At 57.5% G+C, this 20167-nt stretch carries 21 protein-coding genes; 2 read left to right on the top strand and 19 right to left on the bottom strand.

The annotated features are described in order from the left end of the window. The first annotated feature begins 166 nt into the window (after positions 1-166). Positions 167-1075, top strand: coding sequence for a phosphatase PAP2 family protein (locus THL1_RS03910; RefSeq protein WP_069082032.1), 909 nt, complete (start codon positions 167-169; stop codon positions 1073-1075). Here the strand turns inward: THL1_RS03910 and THL1_RS03915 are convergent. From THL1_RS03915 to THL1_RS03940, 6 genes are all read right to left on the bottom strand, one after another. Then, complete coding sequence (locus THL1_RS03915) at positions 1014-1373, bottom strand: helix-turn-helix domain-containing protein (RefSeq protein WP_069082033.1); 360 nt, start codon at positions 1371-1373, stop codon at positions 1014-1016. The two genes, THL1_RS03910 and THL1_RS03915, sit on opposite strands and share 62 nt — an antisense overlap. After that, a complete protein-coding gene (locus THL1_RS03920) occupies positions 1363-1674 on the bottom strand; it encodes a type II toxin-antitoxin system HigB family toxin (RefSeq protein ID WP_069082034.1) in 312 nt (103 codons plus the stop codon). Before THL1_RS03920 ends, THL1_RS03915 begins: the two co-directional genes overlap by 11 nt. A gap of 278 nt (positions 1675-1952) precedes the next feature. Then, a complete protein-coding gene (ispA, locus tag THL1_RS03925) occupies positions 1953-2840 on the bottom strand; it encodes a (2E,6E)-farnesyl diphosphate synthase (RefSeq protein WP_069082035.1) in 888 nt (295 codons plus the stop codon). Next, a complete protein-coding gene (locus THL1_RS03930; RefSeq protein ID WP_069082036.1) occupies positions 2837-3079 on the bottom strand; it encodes an exodeoxyribonuclease VII small subunit in 243 nt (80 codons plus the stop codon). The genes ispA and THL1_RS03930 overlap by 4 nt, the downstream gene beginning before the upstream one ends. Before the next feature lie 284 nt (positions 3080-3363). Next, positions 3364-4122, bottom strand: a complete 759-nt coding sequence (locus tag THL1_RS03935) for a sulfite exporter TauE/SafE family protein (protein ID WP_069082037.1) — start codon at positions 4120-4122, stop codon at positions 3364-3366. Between the two features lie 308 nt (positions 4123-4430). After that, complete coding sequence (locus tag THL1_RS03940; RefSeq protein WP_069082038.1) at positions 4431-4865, bottom strand: 3-isopropylmalate dehydratase; 435 nt, start codon at positions 4863-4865, stop codon at positions 4431-4433. Between the two features lie 250 nt (positions 4866-5115). On the opposite strand from THL1_RS03940, the gene THL1_RS03945 reads away from it, so the two are divergent. After that, a complete protein-coding gene (locus THL1_RS03945; protein ID WP_069081451.1) occupies positions 5116-6255 on the top strand; it encodes an IS481 family transposase in 1140 nt (379 codons plus the stop codon). 152 nt (positions 6256-6407) lie between these two features. Here THL1_RS03945 and THL1_RS03950 read toward each other — a convergent pair whose 3' ends face one another. From THL1_RS03950 to THL1_RS04010, 13 genes are all read right to left on the bottom strand, one after another. After that, positions 6408-7346, bottom strand: coding sequence for a class I SAM-dependent methyltransferase (locus THL1_RS03950; RefSeq protein WP_069086400.1), 939 nt, complete (start codon positions 7344-7346; stop codon positions 6408-6410). Between the two features lie 400 nt (positions 7347-7746). Then, on the bottom strand, positions 7747-8145 hold the full coding sequence (locus THL1_RS03955; protein WP_069082039.1) for a VanZ family protein: 399 nt from the start codon (positions 8143-8145) through the stop codon (positions 7747-7749). Beyond that, positions 8142-10244, bottom strand: a complete 2103-nt coding sequence (locus THL1_RS03960; protein ID WP_069082040.1) for a YjbH domain-containing protein — start codon at positions 10242-10244, stop codon at positions 8142-8144. The genes THL1_RS03955 and THL1_RS03960 overlap by 4 nt, the downstream gene beginning before the upstream one ends. Continuing rightward, positions 10241-11014 carry a capsule biosynthesis GfcC family protein gene (locus THL1_RS03965; RefSeq protein WP_069082041.1) on the bottom strand — a complete coding sequence of 258 codons (774 nt, stop codon included), beginning with the start codon at positions 11012-11014 and terminating at the stop codon, positions 10241-10243. Before THL1_RS03965 ends, THL1_RS03960 begins: the two co-directional genes overlap by 4 nt. A gap of 126 nt (positions 11015-11140) precedes the next feature. Beyond that, on the bottom strand, positions 11141-11800 hold the full coding sequence (locus tag THL1_RS03970; RefSeq protein WP_083245817.1) for a YjbF family lipoprotein: 660 nt from the start codon (positions 11798-11800) through the stop codon (positions 11141-11143). Positions 11801-11811: 11 nt separating this feature from the next. After that, positions 11812-12918: a polysaccharide biosynthesis/export family protein gene (locus THL1_RS03975; protein WP_069082042.1), complete on the bottom strand. Its 1107-nt coding sequence runs from the start codon at positions 12916-12918 to the stop codon at positions 11812-11814. A 238-nt stretch (positions 12919-13156) separates the two neighbouring features. Next, positions 13157-13456 carry a hypothetical protein gene (locus tag THL1_RS03980; protein WP_069082043.1) on the bottom strand — a complete coding sequence of 100 codons (300 nt, stop codon included), beginning with the start codon at positions 13454-13456 and terminating at the stop codon, positions 13157-13159. 227 nt (positions 13457-13683) lie between these two features. Continuing rightward, on the bottom strand, positions 13684-14433 hold the full coding sequence (locus tag THL1_RS03985) for a WecB/TagA/CpsF family glycosyltransferase (protein WP_069082044.1): 750 nt from the start codon (positions 14431-14433) through the stop codon (positions 13684-13686). A gap of 12 nt (positions 14434-14445) precedes the next feature. Further along, entirely contained in the window at positions 14446-15459 is a 1014-nt protein-coding gene (locus THL1_RS28780) for a glycosyltransferase family 4 protein (protein ID WP_161490956.1), read from the bottom strand. Beyond that, positions 15434-16660 carry a hypothetical protein gene (locus THL1_RS03995; protein ID WP_069082046.1) on the bottom strand — a complete coding sequence of 409 codons (1227 nt, stop codon included), beginning with the start codon at positions 16658-16660 and terminating at the stop codon, positions 15434-15436. Before THL1_RS03995 ends, THL1_RS28780 begins: the two co-directional genes overlap by 26 nt. Positions 16661-16662: 2 nt before the next feature. After that, entirely contained in the window at positions 16663-17727 is a 1065-nt protein-coding gene (locus THL1_RS04000; RefSeq protein WP_069082047.1) for a polysaccharide pyruvyl transferase family protein, read from the bottom strand. 1 nt (position 17728) lies between these two features. Further along, on the bottom strand, positions 17729-18847 hold the full coding sequence (locus THL1_RS04005) for an FAD-binding protein (protein ID WP_069082048.1): 1119 nt from the start codon (positions 18845-18847) through the stop codon (positions 17729-17731). A 15-nt stretch (positions 18848-18862) separates the two neighbouring features. After that, positions 18863-20134 (bottom strand): flippase, encoded by a 1272-nt coding sequence (locus THL1_RS04010; protein ID WP_069082049.1) that lies wholly within the window; start codon positions 20132-20134, stop codon positions 18863-18865. Positions 20135-20167: the final 33 nt, after the last annotated feature.

Raw genomic sequence — 20167 nt, forward strand, 5'->3', positions numbered from 1 at the left:
TCTTAGGCAGCGCTGGCCGCCCGCCGCAGCCAACTGTGTCGCGCCGAATACCCGCCACTCATGGCGACTGATGATCCGGTGACATCGATTGTCCGAATCGGCCCTTGCCGCTGCCCGGCGTGCTGCAGTATCAGTGGCGCCTTCATTTCTGCCACAAGGACCGTCCATGAACGAGTTGCTGCACAGCCTGGACTGGGTGCTGCCCCTGCGCAACGAGACGCTGACACCGGTGATGCGCTTCTTCACCCTGCTGGGCTACGAGAAGTTCATCCTCTTCTTCCTGCCGCTGGGCTACTGGGCGTGGAACCGTGGTGTGTTCCTGCGCCTGCTGGTACTGGTGGCCGTCACTGCGCTGCTCAACGCCTGGCTCAAGGACTATTGGCAGGACCCGCGTCCGGACATCGCCCTGCGCATGGACCATGAGGTGGGCGACAGCTTCGGCCTGCCCAGCGGCCATGCGCAGATAGCCGTCGTCATCTGGTTCTGGCTGGCCTTCGAGTTGCGCCGCACGTGGGCCTGGGTGGTCAGTGGGGTGGTGGTGACGGGGATCATCTTCAGTCGCCTGTACCTGGGTGCCCACGATGTGGAAGACGTAGTGGGCGGCTCGTTGCTGGGGATCGGCACGCTGCTGCTGTTCGCCCAGGTGCGTCATTGGCCCTGGTGGCGCGAGGCCCACGGCCTTTGGCATCTGGCGCTGATTCTGCTGGTGTTTGTCGCGGCCTGGCTGAGCTGGCCAGGTGTGGCGCCGAGCTACATACCGTTGCTGGCAGGCTTGATGGTCGGCGTGCTGGTCGGCTACCGCCAATGGGAGTTTTCCGCCGAGGTCGCGACCTGGCGCCGCGTGCTGGCGGCGGCCATCGGCGCGGTGAGCTTCATCCTGCTGCAGAAGCTGCTGAAATCGGCCGGCGCGGCGTGGCCGTTCGACCCACAGCTCTGGCAGGGGCTGAAGGGCCTGGTGATGGGCCTGTTCGTCGCGGTGGCGATGCCCTGGGCGCTGGTGCGGATGGGGTTGCTCAAGCCACACCAGCCAGCAGGCTGTCGTAAGGAATCTTCAGGCCATCGTGCAGCCGCTTGATCATGCGCAGGCTCAATGGGCGCTTGCGGTTGAGCACCTCCGAGACACGCCCGCTGGGACCGATGAAGGGCTCCAGGTCCTTGGGCGTCAGGCCCTGTTGATCCATGCGGAATTTGATGGCCTCGATGGGGTCGGCCGGCATGATCGGATAGTGGCGGTTTTCATAGACCTCGATGAGGGTCGTAAGCACCTCAGCTTCGTCCGCTTCCGGGGTGCCGGCAGAGGCCTGGAAAACTGCCTCCAGTTGCTTGAAGGCGGCACGCAGGTCTTCGTCGTTGCGGATCGGTCTAATAGTCATTGATGGTCTCCACGTCGATCCTGTCGTATTGCTCGTGGGTGCCGATGAACTTCACCCAGGCGATCCCGGCTCGGTACTGCATCTCCACCACCAGGCGGTACTTGTTGCCGCCAATGTTGAAGACCACCCGGTTATTGCCGCAGAAGCTTGCGCTCCGGTATTGCGCCTTGATGTCCTGCGGCGAGCGCCAATCGGCTCTCAGGGCTTCGTCGTGCCAGCTCTGCAGCGGGCCCTGCGCATCGGCATGGGTCGGATTCTGTTCCCAGAAACGGCGCAGGGTGCTTTTGGCGGTGATCCTCATCCTAGCAGCTCTCTCCCAATTTGGGAGGATGCTGGCCGCAAGCCTCGTTTCGAACAAGAGGAAACCCTGTCGGAGCTTTCTGAACGTGACTGCCTAAGTTTCGCTCTTTAGATATGTGGAGGGTTTGTAGGGAGGATTGGCGTTGTCTGTAGGGTGCGCCGTGCGCACCAGCGGTATTTGGACCGCGACTATGCCTCTTCTGACGCTGAACCGGTGCGGCGCACCCTACGGTCGACAGTGTTTGAGCCAGACCTCTTGGGGGCCTAAGGACGGCGCGATCAGCTGCGCCGTTCGACGATGTAGCGCGCCAGGGCGCGGAGGGGTTCGGCGGCTTCGCCGAAAGAAGCGACGGCTTGCACGGCCTGGTCGCACAGTTCGCGGGCATAGGCCTTGGCATTGTCGAGGCCGAGCAGGGCAGGGTAGGTGGGCTTGTCGTGGGCCTGGTCCTTGCCCTGGGTCTTGCCGAGCGTGGCGGTGTCGCTCTCCACGTCGAGGATGTCGTCGTGAACCTGGAAGGCCAGGCCGACGGCGCGGGCATAGATCCTGAGTGCAGCCAGGGCAGCCGGGTTGGCCTGGCCGCTGGCCAGGGCACCGAGGCGCACGCTGGCCTCGATCAGGGCGCCGGTCTTGTGCCGGTGCATGGTTTCCAGGGCGAGCTGATCCAGCGTCAAACCCACAGAGCCGAGGTCGATGGCCTGGCCGCCGACCATGCCGGCGGGGCCAGCGGCGTGACCGAGACTGCTGATCATCGCCAAACGGGTTTCGGCATCGTGCGGGTTGCGGCCGGCATCGGCCAGCACTTCGAAGGCCAGCGCTTGCAGGCCGTCACCGGCGAGGATAGCGGTGGCTTCGTCGAAGGCAATGTGAGTCGTAGGCTGGCCGCGGCGCAGGTCGTCGTCGTCCATCGCCGGGAGGTCATCGTGAACCAGGGAATAGGCGTGGATCAGCTCCACCGCACAGGCCGCGCCATCAGCGCGGGCTGCATCGCCACCCAGGGCTTCGCAAGCGGCGTAGACCAGCAATGGGCGCACCCGTTTGCCGCCATTCACCACGCTGTAGCGCATGGCCTGGTAGAGGCGGTCGAGGGGGGCGAGTGGGGCGTCGAACAGTGCGACGAGCGCGGTATCCACGCGCTGCTGACAGCGCGTCTGGTAGCTGGCGATCATGCTTGTTCGTCCGCGTCGAAGGGGGCTTCCTCCAGTTGGCCGTCACGCTCAAGCAGGATCTGTACCTTCTGTTCCGCCTGATTCAGTGCCGACTGGCATTCGCGGGTCAGGCGGATGCCTTGTTCGAAGGCGCTGAGGGAGTCCTCCAGCGACAGTTCGCCGCTTTCCAGGCGTTCCACCAGGGACTGCAGGTCGGCGAGGGACTGTTCGAAATCGGGGGCGGCTTTCTTGCGGGCCATGATGCTGTCTCGCGGAGGTCGAATCGGGCGCGACACTAGCAGAGCCGCACCCCGCGGGCAAATGAAGGGGGCGGATGGTTTGCCGCTGGCAGGCTTGGGGCCTGTGGGAGCGAATTTATTCGCGAATGAATTCGCTCCCACCGACAGCGGGGTGGCTTTTGTAGGTTGGGTAGAGGAACGAAACCCAACGCTTCGTGGCCGATACAGGGCCATGTTGGGCCTCGCTGCGCTCGGACCAACCTACGGGGCCGCTGCATGGCTGATTGACATGGAATCTCCCACGATCAGACGGTGACGAAGTAATAGACCGTCATCCCCGTCCCCACCGCGATCACCAGCCAGCGCAGCCATCGGGTCGGCAATCGCCGGGCCAGCGCACCACCGCAGTAGCCGCCGCAGCTGGCGGCGGCGAGCAGCACTGCCAGCTCGCTCCAACTCACTCGCCCGGCGGCAATGAAGGTCACCACCGCCACGCTGTAGATGGTGCTCGACAGCAGGTTCTTCAGCGCGTTGGCCCGCAGCAGCGGATGACCTTCGATGGAAAAGGCCGCCAGCTGCAGGATGCCCATGCCGGCGCCGAAGTAGCCGCCGTAGATGGCCACCACTGTGTGGGCCAGGGTGCTGCCGACGCCGTGCGGTGGCAGCGCGCCGGCTTCGCGTCGGCGGTTGATCAGCCGGCTCAGCCAGGGGCTGGCGGCGAACAGCAGCGTGGCGGCCAATAGCAGCCAGGGAATCAGCCGGCGAAAGGTTTCGTTGCCTCCGGCCAGCAACAGCAGGCCACCGCCCAGGCCGCCCAGCAGCGACACCAGTACCAGCGGCACCACATAGCGCCCCAGCGGGCGCAACTGCTCCCGCGCCGCCCAACTGGCGGCCAGGCTGGCGGGCCACAAGGCCACGGCGTTGGTGGCGTTGGCGGTCACGGGTGGTAATCCGGTCGCAAGCAGCGCGGGGAAGGAGAAGAAAGTGCCGCCCCCGGCGAGGGCATTCATGCCGCCGGCGGAAAAACCGGCAAGCAGTAGCAGGAAGAAATCGTGAAGGCTCATGGTCGGGCGTGCAAAAGCCCGCAGGTTACCCCCAGGGGTGAGCGGTGGCAAAGGCACGCTGAACGGTCACAGGCACTGGGGCCTGGCGACCAGTGAGCTGAATCGCTGATGGGCGGGCGCGCGCTTTTCGCCAGCGGCAGTATGCTTTCAACAACTCGTATGGGGCGGGGGCGGTAAAACGCAAGGAAGCCCACACCGCAAGTCTTCCCGAGTCGTATCAGTGGAAGACGACAAGGGTGATCCACTGAAAATCAGCGCGTTAGCGTCAGGCCGGAATCAGGCTCAGCTGTACTCGATTCCGGCCTCTTTCATTGTGCGTCCGGCTGGTCGGCAAGCAGGGCAAAGCCTTCGCGGTTATCACTGATGATGCGGAAGTGCTCGCTTTGGCCCTGCTCGATATGGGCAGCCTTCTCGCGGCGCAAACTGCCCTTGGAGCAGAGGGTGTCGTCCGTTTCGTCGATGCCGATGCCGACGATGCGGTCACCCGATGGAACCTGGAAGCTGGCGACCTCGCCAATGCCAATGCGCGCTGCCAGTTGCCGGTCCACATGCACGGCGATGTAACAGCCACTGCCCAATCCACCCATGTCGCGGTTCACGACGATCAGGCCCCCGCCCTCCACCGGCGTCTGGAACGCCAGCAGGCGGTCGGTGGGCACCTGGGTAATTTGCATAGGGTCGGTGCGGTAAGACGAACAGCCGGCGAGCAGGAGCAGGGAAACAGCGGCACAGGTCAGACGCATGGAGCCCTCCTTGGGGCGGAAAAGCGAAGGTGCTGCTGGAACTCTAGTGGATGGGATGGGGATTGCCATGGCGGCGAGCGGCGGCTGGCGTGTTCCCTGTGGGAGCGAATTCATTCGCGATGAAGCGCGGCGCCCATGCGAGCCGGTAGGGTGCGCCGTGTGTTCAGCCGGGGGACATAGGTAACGGGTGTCGGGAGACATGGGTAACGCATTTAGGCTTACGGAATCCTTCGACTCTGGAGTTCGAGCGATGCCGTGGCAGGAGTGCACCACCATGTCGATTCGACGCGAGTTTGTGCGGTTGGCCGAACAACCGCAGAGCAACGTGCGGGAGCTGTGTCGGCGCTACGGCATCAGCCCGAAAACCGCCTACAAATGGTTACAGCGCCACCGCGAGCACGGCGATGCGGGGTTGCAGGAGCGCTCACGCCGGCCGTTGCACAGCCCTGGGCGCAGCGACCCGGACTTGGAACAGGCGGTGGTGCAGTTGCACCACCGTTTCCCGTATTGGGGCGCCCGCAAGCTGCGCGGCCTGCTGCCGGCCGCGTTCGAGCGTCCCCACCACAGCACCCTCGACGCCATCCTCCGCCGCCATGGTTGCCGGGTGCGCTACCACGCCGAGGAGGCCGAAGCTCCGGCCACGCAGCGCTTCGAGCACTGCCAGCCGAACGAGCTCTGGCAGATGGACTTCAAGGGCCACTTCCCGCTCGCCGACGGCCGCTCGTCGCGCTGCCACCCGTTGACGCTGTTGGATGATCACTCACGCTTTGCCCTCTGCCTGGAGGCCTGCGAGGGCGAGCGCCTCGAACTGGTTCGACCGCACCTGATCCAGGTCTTTCGCCGCTATGGCCTACCGCGCCGGATCACCGCCGACAACGGTCCGCCCTGGGGCTCGAACATCGCGGGCGGCCTGTCCGCCCTGGAGGTCTGGCTGATGCGGCTCGGCATCGAGGTCAGCCACAGCCGCCCTCATCATCCGCAGACCCAGGGCAAGCTGGAACGCTTCCACCAGACACTCAAGCGCGAGTTACTGCAGCGCTCGTTTCGCGACTTGGCGCACTGCCAGCAGGCGATGGCGCACTGGCGGGAGCAGTACAACCACGACCGCCCGCATGAGGCGCTGGGCCAACTGCCACCGATCACGCGCTACCAGCCAAGCCGGCGCAGCTACCCGGAGCAATTGCCTGAGCTGGACTACGAACCGGGCGACCGGGTGCTCAAGGTCGGCCGCGTCGGCCAGGTCAGTTTCCAGGGACGCAGCCTGTTCGTCGGCGGGGGGCTGTACGGGGAACGCGTCGCTCTCCGCCCCACCGCCGTCGATGGCGTCTACGATGTGGTGTTCATCCACAAGACCCTGCGCCAAGTCGACTTGAGACCGGGCAAAACATGATCATCAACCCGTTACCTATGTCTCCCGACAAGCGTTACCCATCTATCCCGGCTGAACACCGTGCGCACCAATGATGGAGCAGGTCGCAGATGTCGATCCGGAACTCGGTGCGCATGGCGCACCCTACGGTGGGGCGAGGGTGAGAGGGATGCCTACTCCCGCCGGAACACCAGCGCCTTCAATCCCGCATCCGGGTCGATATCCGCGAACTCCGGCGGGTTCTCCAGCCGCTCCACGAAGTGCAACTCCGGCGCTTCGGCCTGCATGCCCTGAATGAGGAAATCGGGCCCGATGGCGGGATCGTTCACACAAGCCAGCACCACCCCGTTTTCGGTCAGCAACTCCGGCAGGCGGCGCAGGATCTTCTGGTAGTCGCGGGTCAGGGTGAAGCTGCCCTTCTGGAAGGAGGGCGGGTCGATGATCACCAGGTCATAGGGACCGGTCTTCTTCACCTTGCCCCAGGACTTGAACAACTCATGGCCCAGGAAGCTCACCCGGCTGAGGTCATGGCCGTTGAGCCGGTGATTGTCCCGCCCCCGGCTCAGGGCCGAGCTGGCCATGTCCAGGTTCACCACCTGCTCCGCTCCCCCCTCGATGGCCGCCACCGAGAAGCCGCAGGTGTAAGCGAACAGGTTCAACACCCGCTTGCCCTGCACGTTGGCGCGCACCCAGTCGCGGCCGTAGCGCATATCGAGGAACAGGCCGTTGTTCTGCTTCTTGCCCAGGTCCAGCTTGAAGCGCAGGCCGCCCTCGCTGACCACGCATTCATCCACCGCCTCGCCCCAGATCAACTCCATGGTGCTGTCCAGCAGATAACGATGCTGCAGCAACAGCGTCCGGGCGTCGCTGCGTTGCCAAACCGGCGACTCGGTGAGGCGTAGCAACATGGCCTTCAGCGCAGCGAGTTCGTCGTCGCCCACCTCGCGGAACAGCGACACCAGCATCACGCCCTGCAACCAGTCCGCCGTCACCTGCTCCAGCCCCGACCAGCGCCGTCCACGGCCGTGGAAGACCCGGCGGATTTCGTCCGGCAGATTCTCCAGCGCGGAGGTAAGTTGCTGTTCGAGGGTGGTGATGGCGTCGAGGTTCATGGCGGGCGGTTCGAGGAAAGCGGGGGGCGGCATTTTAACCCGAGTCTTGCAGGGTGGATGGCGCTCTTCCATCCACCATCGGTGCCGATACGAATGCTCGGGCTAGCAGAATGAGGCCGATCGGGTAGGGTGCGCCGTGCGCACCGGCGGTTTGACCGGGTGCCGAGGCAGATCCTGGAATCGGTGCGCACAGCGCACCCTACGGTCCAGACCGAGCTAAAGAGATCGACCTTGTGCAAGGGACGGAGGGGGGTACCTCAAGTCCAGGTTCTACGAACGTGGATGTTTACTCGCGATTGAAATCGCTCCCACACCGGTGCGCACCAACGGGCTCGATCGGGACTCCGAATGGTGGAAATAAAAAGCGATTTCCACCCTACGAATGCCAAGGAAGGCGTCCTTACAAGGCATCAGCCCCAGGCTTGCCGGGGCGGCGGTCGGTCTGATCCATCGGCCTGAACCTGCGCAGCACCAGTGCGCACAGGATGCCGCTCAGCACGCCCAGCACGTTGGCGGCGATGTCGGCCCAGGAGGCCGTGCGCAGGGGCAGCAGCTCCTGCCCCAGTTCGATCCCCACGGACACCAGGAAGGGCCACAGGAACAGCCACACCAGCCGGGTCCGGGGAAAGGCGAGCCAGGCGCTCAGGGTTAGGCAGGCAAACCCCGCCCAGTGGTGCAGTTTGTCCTGGTTTTCGAAGGCTTCGGGCACCGGGTCGCTGCTCAACCCGGCCGCCAGGATCACCAGCAGCACGAGGCCGAAGGCAATCCGCGCCAGCCAGGTGATCCGGGCGTCCGTCATTCCACCACCTTGTCGAAGTTGCTGTGGAACATATCGATGTTGCGCCCTTCGGTCAGGGTATAGAGCGAGTAGCTGCGGCCCAGCGAGGCGCCACCGTCACGGGTCAGCGGCGACCACACCAGGTTGGCCCGGCGCATGGTGGAGCTGGCCATCAGCTCGTCGAAGGGAATGGAGAAGTAGATGCCCTTGCCGAAACTGCCCTCGCCGTACTCTTCCTTGGTGACGTTGGTGAAGGTCGCCCAGGCGCCGAAGCGCACCCCGTTGCGGAATTCGCGGGACAGGTCGAAGGTCACGCCATAGTCGCGGGCCAGGTAACGGCCGACGCTGACGGCGGCGAGAATGTCCTCGAAGGGCAGGCGGTAGTAGCCGGTCACGTGGCCGGTGATCACGCTGTAGTCGCGCAGGCCGAAGTCCTGCTCGAAATCGCGCTGCTTGGCCCAGTTGAGGTTGCCACCGATGGCCCAGCGCTCGCCCATTGGGCGATAGAGCAGCTCGCCGCCCACACCCGCGAACATGGTTTCCAGGTAGCCGCCGTAGGCCATGCCGTAGAGGTCTTCGTCCAGCTGGCGCACCTTGTTCAGCTGGAAGGTGGGCATGGTCACGTCGGAGGTGGTCATGAACTCGCGCAGGTGAGTGCGCACGCGCGGCAGGTTGCTCGGCGCGTCGTACTTGAACTTGTCGAAGTTGTTCACCAGGTTCGCGCTGAGCGTGCCGTTCCACCACAGGTCGCGCTGGAAGCGGTATTCGGCGTTCAGATCGGCAGTGAACTGATAGAGCAGGAAGCCGTCGGGGCCGCCGACGTTCTGCTTGTAGCCCAGGCCCAGGCCGTAGGTGAAGGGCGACAGCTCCTGAGCGAACAGCTCCTTCTCCTGGTGAGGCACGGGCGCGTTCTGCTCAGTGACCCGACGGAGGTCTTCCACCGGTCGATCCTGTTGCGTGACTTCGCGGAAGGTCTCGCGGGGCAGGCTGATCTCCTGCACGGCCATGCCATTGCGGCTGTCGACCACGGTGAACCAGTCGATTTCATCGTTCACGCTGTTGTCGAGAATGCGCGCGGCGCGGCCCACGGCCTTGGGGGCGTGGAAGTAGCGGGTCTGCTCGCCGTAGACGATCAGCTCGGAGTCGCGCTGGGTAATACGCTCCACCCGGTAGCCGGCGTTGTTGCGCAGGCGCTGGGCCACACCGGCCCACTTCACCTCTTCCGGCGCCACCTTGGGCATGCTGGCCTGCACCTTCTCGGCCGGCGGGTCGAAGCTCTTGGTCGGCGCTTTGCGGGTGGCGAAGTTGGTGTGCAGGGTAATGCCGAACATCGCGGTGTTGCCGCGCTCCCAGGCCGCGTGCAGGTCCACCCAGTCGCTGGCCTTGAACACCAGGCCCAGGTTGATGGGGGAGTCCTGCACCTGGTTGTTGTTCAGTGGCTCATTCTGGTAGTCGTTACCTTCGTATTCCAGCTTGAGCGAGAGCGGCTTCCAGGGGGTCTGGTAGTTCACTCCGCCGAAGAAGGCAGGGCTGCCTCGGAAGAAGGTGTTGCCGTTGAATTCACCAGCATCAGCAACCGTGGGTGAGTTAGCCGGTCGTTCATCGAACTTGTCGCCAAGAACGAGGCTGGCGGGGTTGTCGATATCCCCCCGATTGCCAATGTATCCCCACGCCAGCCCGAGACTGACATCCAAGTTGCCGAAGCGCTTGTTGCCGACGAAGTACTCGCTGGAGAACAGGCCCGTACCACCAATGTCTCGGCCACCCAAGGCAACTTGCGGCAACCAATGGCTTTCTTCGAGCAGCCGCAACTTGGCGTCAATGGCCTTGTCCTTGTAGCTCTGGTCGCCACTAAAGGATTTCGCACCGTATTTCCGGTTGCTGATGGCGGTATAGCGGAAGCTGCCCTCCAGCCAGTCGAAAGGCTGGAAGGACACGCTGTAGCGGCTGTACGGGCCTGTACGGTTGGCGTTCACCGACAGCTCGCCCGCAGGCGCCATGCGTGCGGTGGGGGTTTGCAGCAGGCCCACGCCGCCAAAATCGTTCTGCGTATAGCGGGGGTCGGCCTGGGCGCAGGTCGTGCAGCCGAGCAGCAGGCACGGGAGCAAGTGGCGCTTCACGGGGCCACCTCCAGCGGCTGGGTGGCGATGAAAGTCGCGAACTCGGCATTCAGGTCCGGCGTCGGGTCACCCAGGCCTGCATGGCGCATGGGCACATAGATACGCGCGCCAGGCGCGGGTGGCGGTGCTGCATCGGTCCGGTTCCATAGCGCAATGTCCTGGCGCTGCACGCGGCCATCGGGCTGCGCCACGAAGAGCTCATCCAGGCCGGCTTCCGCATGCCGGGGGCAGGCCTCCAGGTAATCCCTGGCCGCTTGCATGGGCACGAAGGGCAATTGGCACTCGGCCAGCACGGCCCCCTCTACTCGCACGGATCCCGGGCGCGGCGGATAGGTCAGACGGTCGCCAGCGCTGAGCTTGGGGTTGTGCTCGTGGTTGAGCTCCACTTTCACCGGGTCCAGCTCCGCCACACGGCGGCCGGTTACCGGCATCGCCTGGACCTTGGCCGCGAGACTCTTGGCCAGCTCAGCCAGGGCCGGGCGGTTATCCAGCAGTGCATTGCGCTCGAGCGTAGCCAGGTCAAACAGCACGCCCAGCTTCAGGCGCCTCTGCTCCTGGCGCAGCGGGCGATGCAGCCAGGCGGCGCCCAACAGATAAGCGTTGGGGCTGACCTGGGCGGGCAGCAGCACATCATGCAGGCGTGTCGCCGGGGTGACGGTGAACTGGCCAGGCTCGACGGCATCACCCTCAACCGTTACGGTCGGAGCAGCACTAGTGGCACAAGCGAAAAGGGCGCTGCACAACAGCAGCCAGGAACGAGGGAAGTTCATTGTGAATTTGGTTCGACTATATCTTCTAGGAGCGAGCGTGCTCGCGAACAGCGGTGTTCAACAGCTCTCCCGCAGGAGCCAGCGCGCTGTCGAATCGGTGCTCCGGCTTCGCCAGCATGCTCGCTTCTACTTGGCGTTCGGCCTCATCGGGCGAACCTGAATGATGCGCAAGGGCAGCTCGGGGGTTACATGCTGGATACTGGCTAGGATGAAACCATCAGCAGGGTCCACCCAGTACTGATTGCGGGCCGAGTAGCTCAGTTCGGGCATCTCGATGTGCTCATCGACGCGCAACAACTCCAGGTCGCGGTCGAGGATGCGCACCGTCTCCAGCCCCTGCTTCTCGAAATGGCTGATCAGCCGGGCGCCCATCTGGTAACGCCCGGCGAAATCCACCTGGCGCTCGGCACGCAAGCCATCCGCAATGCGGTGCAGACCGGTGCGGAAGGGCGACTCGCCGACAAAGCGAGTGCCGTCGAGGTTGTCATTGAACCCCACGGAGCGGATGGCCAGGCCATCCTGAATCATCAGCACCTGCTGGGTAGAGGCCAGCCAGAACTGCACGCCGCCCTGCAGGCGCACCAAGGCCATCACGGCCTCCCCGGTGGGGGCGACAATGGTGATCTGATAGTAGGGGGCGGCTTCCACCTGCTCGCGGGTCAGCTCAAGGGGCTGCGGCCCCTGGGTCGCGGCCTTGAGTGTGTCCCAGCTCGCCCGCATCAGCGGGTTGCAGGCGCTCAGCAGCATTACGGCAAGCGGCAACAAGGCCAGGCGTGCAATTTTCACGTCATGAACACTCAGTTGCTGTTGTTGCTCAAGTCATCCTGAATGGCGACCCCGGTGCGCAGCAGGTTGGCAGTGGGGAACACCTGGCTGATGAACCGGTTCCAGCGGGTGACGTCCGCCGGGCCTATGTAGACCACATCCTGCGGCTGCAGCTTGAAGTGCTCGGCCACGATAAAGGCCGACGGGGACTTGAGGTTGAGCTGGTAGACCTTGGCAACGTCCCGTTGCAGATCATCCACACCGCGGATCACATACACCTCCTTGCCGCTGGAGGTTTCCTGGCGCAGGCCGCCCACGCTGCCCAGGGCATCCGTCAGGTTCATGCTGCTGCCCTTGAAGGACAAGGCGCGGGCGCTGTTTACCTCACCCAGCAGATAGACCTTCTTGTTGTCGTTGTAGGGCAGGTGAAGCTGGTCGCCGTCCCGCAGATAGATGTTGTGCAGGACCGAGTCCTTGCGGTTCAGCGTATCGAGGTCGATCACATACTCGCGGCCAGCGCGCTTGAGCACCAGGCCGGCAATATCGGCCGCGCCAGTTTGCACGCCGCCTTGGCCTACCGCATCCAACAGGCTGAGTGGTGTGTTGGTAACCGGTACGGGGCCGGTTTTGCTGAAGGCGCCGGAGAGGATGACCTTCTGGCTGGCAAAACGCAGCACGCTGACGTCCACTTGCGGCTCGGTCACCACACTGGTGAGGCGCGAGGCGATCAGCGAGCGCAGCTCTTCAATGGTCTTGCCCGCGGCGTCGACATTGCCGACATAGGGGTAGAACAGCGTGCCATCCGGGCGCACCAGGCGGCCGTTGGCCTCGATCTGCTGCTGCGGGCCGGAAGGCGCGGTGAGCTCGGGGTGGTCCCATACGGTGATGTAGATCAGGTCACCGGCACCAATCCGGTATTCGCCGGGCTGAAAACTCAGCAGCTCAGGGGCTACCTGGGTGCCATTCATGGCGGACTCGATGGCCACCAGTTTCGGCGTGATGGGCACCAGCTCGATACGGCTGCTTTCAGGGGAGCCCTTGCGCACCTGATTGCCGGAATCCATGTGCTGGCCAGGGGAGAACATACAGCCTTGCAGGGTGAGGCCAAGCAGCGTGGCCAGGGGGAGTGCGCGATTCATGTCGGGTGATCTTGTGCGTGGGGCCAAGCGATGCCAAAGCGGCAGCGCCTGACTCGGAATCAAGGGGGTGGGTTACGGCGTGATGTCCTGGCCAGCACGGGCATGCCGGCGTGCTACATGCAAGTGCGCAAGCAGTCGGGTAGCTGTGACGATCAACCGGGGCAGGAAGTTGCAGGCCCAATGCGAAGCCTCCCAGTGGTGCTGGGAGGCTTCAAGGTGCAGCAACCAAGCGTTGTGCTTAGTTGGTGGTACCGGTAGTGCCGGAGGTACCAGTGGTGCCGCCGGTGCCCGGGGTGCTGTCGTTACCGCCGCCGCCGCTGTTGGAAGCGGCAATGCCGACAGCGATGGCCGCAGCACCGATAGCCAGGCCGGTACCCACGGTCACGCCACCGGCGATCGGCGTGGACAGGGTCAGGCCGGAGGTGGAACCCGGAGTGCCTGCGGTGGTCTTGCCAGTATCGGCAGTAGTGCTGGTTTCAGCGGCCACCAGTGAGGTACTGAAGGCTGCAACAGCGGCGAGAGTTAGAAGTTTTTTCACAGTCATGCTCCTTTTGAGGGAATAGTCCCTAATGGCGCGAATAGCGACACAGGGTATGGGGTAAATGAGTAGCACTGCAAGCAGATAACTTAGGTTGGGCAAAGGCTTCGCCAACTTTCAGACATTGCGGACAAGATTTAAGACTTTTTACTATTTTCTTTCCCAGAAGCCTGATCGTAGCTGTGGCCAAGCAAGCGGGTATGTTTTTGCTTAGTTCGGAATTAAAGCTACCTGTTGCGTGATGTGAGTTGCTTGGCTTTCTCTTTGATTAGTAGCCATGCGAATTTTGTATTAGTTGTAAGATAGCGCTTCCACATCCTTCCCGGCTCCTGAGTCACGCGGTAGAGCCATTCGAGTCCGTAATTCTGCATCCAGAGTGGAGCACGTTTGACTTTTCCTGCGACGACGTCGAAGGTACCGCCAACACCCATGACGAAGTTGACGCCAAGTTGATACTTCCAGCGGTTAATGAAGTTCTCCTTCTGGGGGGAGGTAATCGCTACGAATAGAAGTTGTGCGCCAGATTCTCGAATCTTCTGCGCCATCGCCTCTTCATCGCCCCAGAAGTAACCGTGGTGATAGCCTGCTATATTAAGGCCAGGGTAGAGATTCTGGACAGTGGTAGCGGTCTTGGAGACAACATCATCCTTGGCGCCAAGTAAGTAGACAGAGAAACCGCTAGTGGCACTCATTGCCAGAAGTTCATAGAATAAGTCGATACCCGCAACACGCTCGGGGACTCTATGTCCAAGGAGCCTCGCTCCCCACACTACACCCATTCCATCGATGTTAATAATGTCGCAGGCGCTCACAGATTCGCGGAGGATAGCGTCGCTTTGCATGTTGACGACCTTTGCAACATTGACGACTACGTGCTGCAAAAAATGGCCAGTTACAACTGAGTATTTTATTCGATTAATAGACTCCGATGTTGTCGATGAGTCCATCGGGCAGCCAAGAAATTCAATTCGTTTCATCTTCTTATTACTTTATAGTAGGTTGTTAAGGCGGGCCCTGAATGCTAACTGCTGCTGGATAAACTTGTCTTTTCCATATTCTTCCAGAATTCTCTCGGATCGATCCTTCATGAGGGCGGGAGGGGAGGAATCGATCGACTTCTCTATGGAGGACCTGATCGCCTTTATTAAGGAGTCTTGGTCTGAATGGCTAAAAGGAAAGCATAGGCTTTGGTCTTTGCAGACTTCCCGCAATGCGGGGATGTCGCTATAAATGACAATTTTGCCTTGGTAGATTGACTCTATGGCTACGAGGCCGAAGCCTTCTTCCAGCGAAGGTATCGCAACAATGGATATGTTCGAAATGTGCTCGTACGGAGCCTCTTGGAAGCCTAGCAATCTTGTCTCAAAATATTTTGATCGAGACGATAGGTTTGCGATGGATTCTTTCTCAGGGCCATCTCCAACTACAGTAAGGCAGATTTTTGACTTTTGATATTCTGCTATTTTTAGAAGCTTATCTGCTAGAAGGTAAACTCCTTTCCAAGGGTTAAGGCTCCCGATACAGGCAATGTTTAAGTGTTCTGAACGCTTATCATGATTTTGCAGAACATTTTTTCCGGCGAGATAGGGGTTTCTAATTACCGTTATCCTGCTGCTCAAGATTTTATTGGATTCTAAGAGTTTTTTCACGGCGTCGGAAACTGCGATGTACTGGTCGCAGCGAAAGACCCTGAAGAGCAAGTTTCCATGTTTATAGTTTGCGTGAGCGTAGAAGATAACTTTTGATTTAAAGGCTCTAAGGATCAGTGAGAGAGGAAGAAAGCAGCGGCTGTGTATGAAGACGGTTTTGGGGCGTTTCTTTATTATTTTGACTATTAGAAATGGTATCCAGGAATGCTTTCCGAAAACCTTGCCGTAAAACGTGTTCCGTCCGCTCTTTTGGCTCAGAATGATTTCGCTATTTAGAGCGGCTTCTCTGAGTATCCGTTGTGCGCCGCCTCGTCTGGGATCGGGGTCATTAATTAGGTGCCAGGCTACTTCCAATTTCTGTATCTCGCGCAATTGAGTTTGATGCAGTTCTGGGGGCTTTTCTGGTTGCATGCGCCATTGTGCGCATGTAGAAGTAGTATGGCATGTACATCCAGAACTTAAGTGTTGGGTAGAATACTAAGCATACGAAAAATAGCAGTATGCCGCCTCGTATATTCGTAAGTTTTCTTGGCGTTCGCAGGAAGGTTGCAATGCCATCTAAAATAAGTAGTAGCATTCCTAATGCTCCAAGCTCGAAGATAAAAACTGGAAGCTCACTGCCGTCGCGAGCGCTTGGCTCCTCTTCATGGACCAATACGGATAGTCTATTTTTAACAGCCTCGGTGCCCCAGCTGCCTAGGCCGTTTCCAAATAACATGCTAGTTATGCCTTGCGTTTTCTGGTGCTCAATAACGCGAGTCAACGGTAGCCATCTTGAGTTGTAGTTTAAGACGGTCTCATTCACTCCCTTCTGATTGATCTCATTTCGGAACGCAAATACTCCATACATCAGTGATATCAATAGGAGTGTAATGATTCCGCCTTTTGCTGGGTTTTTCTTGATCAGGGGGGCGGCATAGGCGATTACGAGAATGCTGATAGTGGCTAAGGACCCATTTAGGATGATGGTTATGGCTGAGAGCGCGGCCAGCCAATAGTGCCTTTTGATGAAAGATATGACGTCATTGCCAATCAATAGGAAGGTATTGAATGTGATTGCAATTGCAAACCAGTTTGGTTCAACAAAAAAACCTCTGAGACGCAGAGATACCGAAGACCCTTTTTGGTAGTGTTCTTCGTTGATAAAGCTTATCTGTGTTCCAAAAAGATTGAAGAGGGCATACTGAAATAGCCCTGTCACGATGAGTGCGATTTGGAAATATAAAAAGAAGCTGTGGTCCCATTTTCTGTAGGTCAGGTTTACAAAAATTAGGACGTTAGCTGATATTGCAAGGTAAGTTAATATTACAAGGTAGCCCGGCTTGGAGTAAGCCATTCCCGCGGTGGTGCAATAGGCGAGAAATAGAAAGAAGAAGAATTCCTTTCTTATCGTGCTTACTATTTGGGATGGCCTTGTAAAGAAAAATAAGGCGTTGGTCAGTAGTATGGCGATAAGCCCTGCGTGCAGTTGAACTCCGGCGTTAAATTTTAAAGCTGAGTCAAATGCAAAGCTAACGTATATTATGATTAGCCACGTTTTAAGGTTAATCTTCATTTTTAGCTCAAGGCGTTCAGTAAAAAATCTTTCGATTCCTTGACGATCTTCAGAAGCTTTGGGTTGGTGAGTGAGTAGTCAATACTTTCTATTTTGAGCTTTTCTAGATCGAACGGAGTGGGGACGAGTCTGTCTAGAAGGTTAATCCTTTTCAGGAGGGTTGTTTGCCTAGTGTTAAGATTTTCTACGGTATGTGGGAAGAATAGGAACTGCTTTTCAAAGTTCACAGAAAAGGCTGTTCCATGAAATGAATTTGTTCCAACAAATTTTGCGGACTTAATGAAGGAGATCCACTCGTCGGGCCCTACGTCAAGTAAGTTGTAGTCGGCAGACTCAATAGGTTTTGCTCCGATGTGGTATACGGGAAGTTTGATTTTTTCTTTCAATATCTTTATGTATTCGTTGAATTTATTTAGTGTCTCGCCAGAACCCACGACATAGGTAACAATGTATTCGTCGCTCGGGACTCGTTTTGGGTTTTCAATCTGGCTGTAGTCTTTTATTAAGAGGGATGGATCTACTACAACTTGGCTGGTAAGGCCTGGATCTAGTGACTTAATGTCATCTGTTAGTATGTCTTCTCGAACCCCAAGAGCGTCAAACGAGCGTAATAAAGCTACAGAGTCTTTTGTCTCAATAATTCGGCTGCTACCAGCGCTTGCCGCGTATGCAATTCTCTTTGTGTGGCTAGGTGCGAAGCTCAGTAGAAAGGACTCGTCGATGGTCCCGTTTGTTAGATGCTTATTCCAGACCTGGTCGCTTCCACACACAATTGCATGTGCGTCCGAGATCTGGCTGAGTGACTTTTTGCTGAAGTATGTCTTTGGGGTCAGTGGAAGGTGTTTGTTGGCGAATTGGTTGAAAGAGCATATTTTCTTTATCTTGTTTGCAGTTTTTTTTAATCCTAAAGCAGGTCTATATCTTTGGATTAGAAAGTATGATGGTAGGTAGTCGATGACCTCAACTTGAAAATTCGAATCCTTCAGGAATTTTGCAAGTGCATATGCTTGCAGCGCGGCTCCGTTATTGAGGACTTTCTGGAATGTAAGGGTGTAGACTTTTTTCATGTTATTTAATTACTGCTTCTGGTTCTAGTTTGATTTGGAATTTGGCTTCAACATCTTGTTGAATCTGCTGTGACAGATTATAGATATCCAATCCATTTCGGGTGCCGTGGTTAAGCAGTACGATGGGTCTTTTGGCGTCCACGCCAACACTTCCTACTTTTTTACCCGCCCATCCGCAAGCCTTAATTAGGTCTCCAGCGGAGATTTTTTTATAGCCTTGTGTGTAATCGAAAATCTGAACGTTTTTAATTTCGCACTCAATGAATGCCGCTTTCTGGTTTGTGACAATTGGGCTTTTAAAGAAGCAGCCAACATTGCCTACTATGTCGGGGTTCGGAAGGGTTCTAAGGCGGATAAATCTGACCAGATTTCGCTTTAGTTCAACGGGTATGGAGGTTAGTGCGAGTAAGTCTCGAATCTTTATGAAAGAAAATTTAGGTTTCCACTGATTTTTTCCGGAAAAAGTAATTGATTGAATCGAAATTGGTATGGCTCTAAGGATGTCAGTCAAAACAGTTGCGTACCCTTTAATGCGTCCGTGCTGGTAGGCGGCTTTCTGGAGTTGAGATTTATAAAGTAAGAAGTCTACGGCGAGAATTATTAGTTCTGGACTTTCTTTAAAGATGCTGTGGCGGTACGAGAATGAGCATTCTTTGTTGGTCAGAGTTAGTTCTCTTTTTTTATTTATGTCGTAGCAGTGGACGGCCTGTATCCACTCGCTCACTTCGGTTCCGTATGCTCCGATATTCTGAACAGGCGCTGCCCCGACATTTCCTGGAATTAATGTCAGGTTCTCGAGTCCGTGCCATCCTCTCTGCGAGCAAAATCCGACGAATTCATCCCAATTAAGTCCGGCGTGTGCCCGCACCAATACTTTTCCTTTATCCTCATCTATTTTCTCTATTTCTTTCTTTTGAGGATGTATAACTAACCCTTTCAGGTCTTTAGAGAAAAGTACGTTGCTGCCGCCGCCTAGGACGAAATAGGGGGTTTCGTTGTTTATATTTTTCCTAGCGTACTCATCAAGTTCACTCGTGTCTGTGAAACTGAAATATTCATCGGCAATGCACTCAACTTTGAATTTATTGAGTTTAAGTAGGCTGAATTTTTTTTCTAGCATGGCTGCGCCTTTGGCTCAGATCTGAGTGCGGGGCTTGTATGGAAGGAAAAGGCTCTTTGATTGGATTATAAATAAGTATTTGTATATATCCATAAAAAAGTGGGCTGCATAGTTTGCAATGAAGAGGCCGATAACCGTTGACATGGCTGCTCCATGTATTCCGTATTTTGGTATTAGGGCTATGTTTAGAATCGTATTAATAATGCATGCAACAACACTTTTTATAAAGGCCCTGTTCTGATTTCCGTCTGCGACAATAATCTGCCCTGATGCGGCCCCTAGGGCCGTTAGGAGAGGGGTGATGGATAGTATAAGTGCGGGGATTTTGGCGTCTTGGTAGCTTTCGCCAAATATAAGTGTTGTTGCGAAGTATGCGGTTGTGAACATTAAGGCCGACATTGCCATGCCTGTTGTCACGATAATGTCGGAAAATTTCTGCTTGACGGATGGGTAGTTTTCAAGGTTGATGTTCTTGAACATCTTTGGAGCCAGAGTTTCTGAAACTACTATAGGTGTGATGGAGAACATCAGCATCAGTGTGGTTGCGCTGCTATAAATTCCGGCTGAGAAGTCCCCTAGGTAATGTCTCACTAGAATGATGTCAAGGCGCTGAAATAGGATCATTGCCGCACCAGAAAAAACCAAGGGGGCGGATAGATTGATTAGTCGTTTTGCTGTTGAGCTTTTGTAAGATATTTTTAGGGGGGTGTTCTTTTTGTGGTAGTACGTTAGTAGTATTCCAATGGCGAGAAAGTCTATTGATCTGGCAAAGACGATCCATAATAAGCTGAATTCATAGGCTATAAAGGCTAAGGTTATTGATAGCGTTGCCATGGATGCAGCTATCTCGCATTTTGCGATTAAGATGTTTTTTTCTTCCGCTAGAAACTGTGCCCTAAAAGTTCTAGGTATCTTGTATAAAAATGAAATGCTATATATTGCCAAGCCAATGGCGACCGTTTTGTCGCTCTCGTAAGCGCTATATGCCAATACAAGTAGAATGCCGATTACCGCGAATATTAGATTTGCCACCAGTGCTGATCCAAGTAGTCTGGAGGGCGGCTCGCTATCGCAGGTTATTTCTTTGACTAGAACATTTTGCAGTCGAAACTCGGCAATCACTGCCAGTAAAGAGGTGATGCCCAAGATGAACGAGTAACGTCCGAAGTCATCTGGCTCAAAGAATCTAGCGATCAGTAGGTTTGTGATTATTACCTTTGAGCCTTCGAGAGCCTTGGCAGTGAGTGCAAATATTTGATTCTTAGAAATAAGGTCATTTAGGTTCATTTCTGCCTTCTTGCAGGCTGGTCTTTGTTGTCA

Origin of the sequence: Pseudomonas sp. TCU-HL1 (assembly GCF_001708505.1) — a bacterium.
In the GTDB taxonomy this organism is placed as follows: domain Bacteria; phylum Pseudomonadota; class Gammaproteobacteria; order Pseudomonadales; family Pseudomonadaceae; genus Metapseudomonas.

Bases quoted from the DNA above. Each gene is read 5' to 3' on its own strand.
- THL1_RS03910 (WP_069082032.1), top strand. From the start codon at position 167: ATGAACGAGTTGCTGCACAGCCTGGACTGGGTGCTGCCCCTGCGCAAC.
- THL1_RS03915 (WP_069082033.1), bottom strand. From the start codon at position 1,373: ATGACTATTAGACCGATCCGCAACGACGAAGACCTGCGTGCCGCCTTC.
- THL1_RS03920 (WP_069082034.1), bottom strand. From the start codon at position 1,674: ATGAGGATCACCGCCAAAAGCACCCTGCGCCGTTTCTGGGAACAGAAT.
- ispA (WP_069082035.1), bottom strand. From the start codon at position 2,840: ATGATCGCCAGCTACCAGACGCGCTGTCAGCAGCGCGTGGATACCGCG.
- THL1_RS03930 (WP_069082036.1), bottom strand. From the start codon at position 3,079: ATGGCCCGCAAGAAAGCCGCCCCCGATTTCGAACAGTCCCTCGCCGAC.
- THL1_RS03935 (WP_069082037.1), bottom strand. From the start codon at position 4,122: ATGAGCCTTCACGATTTCTTCCTGCTACTGCTTGCCGGTTTTTCCGCC.
- THL1_RS03940 (WP_069082038.1), bottom strand. From the start codon at position 4,865: ATGCGTCTGACCTGTGCCGCTGTTTCCCTGCTCCTGCTCGCCGGCTGT.
- THL1_RS03945 (WP_069081451.1), top strand. From the start codon at position 5,116: ATGCCGTGGCAGGAGTGCACCACCATGTCGATTCGACGCGAGTTTGTG.
- THL1_RS03950 (WP_069086400.1), bottom strand. From the start codon at position 7,346: ATGAACCTCGACGCCATCACCACCCTCGAACAGCAACTTACCTCCGCG.
- THL1_RS03955 (WP_069082039.1), bottom strand. From the start codon at position 8,145: ATGACGGACGCCCGGATCACCTGGCTGGCGCGGATTGCCTTCGGCCTC.
- THL1_RS03965 (WP_069082041.1), bottom strand. From the start codon at position 11,014: ATGAACTTCCCTCGTTCCTGGCTGCTGTTGTGCAGCGCCCTTTTCGCT.
- THL1_RS03975 (WP_069082042.1), bottom strand. From the start codon at position 12,918: ATGAATCGCGCACTCCCCCTGGCCACGCTGCTTGGCCTCACCCTGCAA.
- THL1_RS03985 (WP_069082044.1), bottom strand. From the start codon at position 14,433: ATGAAACGAATTGAATTTCTTGGCTGCCCGATGGACTCATCGACAACA.
- THL1_RS03995 (WP_069082046.1), bottom strand. From the start codon at position 16,660: ATGAAGATTAACCTTAAAACGTGGCTAATCATAATATACGTTAGCTTT.
- THL1_RS04000 (WP_069082047.1), bottom strand. From the start codon at position 17,727: ATGAAAAAAGTCTACACCCTTACATTCCAGAAAGTCCTCAATAACGGA.
- THL1_RS04005 (WP_069082048.1), bottom strand. From the start codon at position 18,847: ATGCTAGAAAAAAAATTCAGCCTACTTAAACTCAATAAATTCAAAGTT.
- THL1_RS04010 (WP_069082049.1), bottom strand. From the start codon at position 20,134: ATGAACCTAAATGACCTTATTTCTAAGAATCAAATATTTGCACTCACT.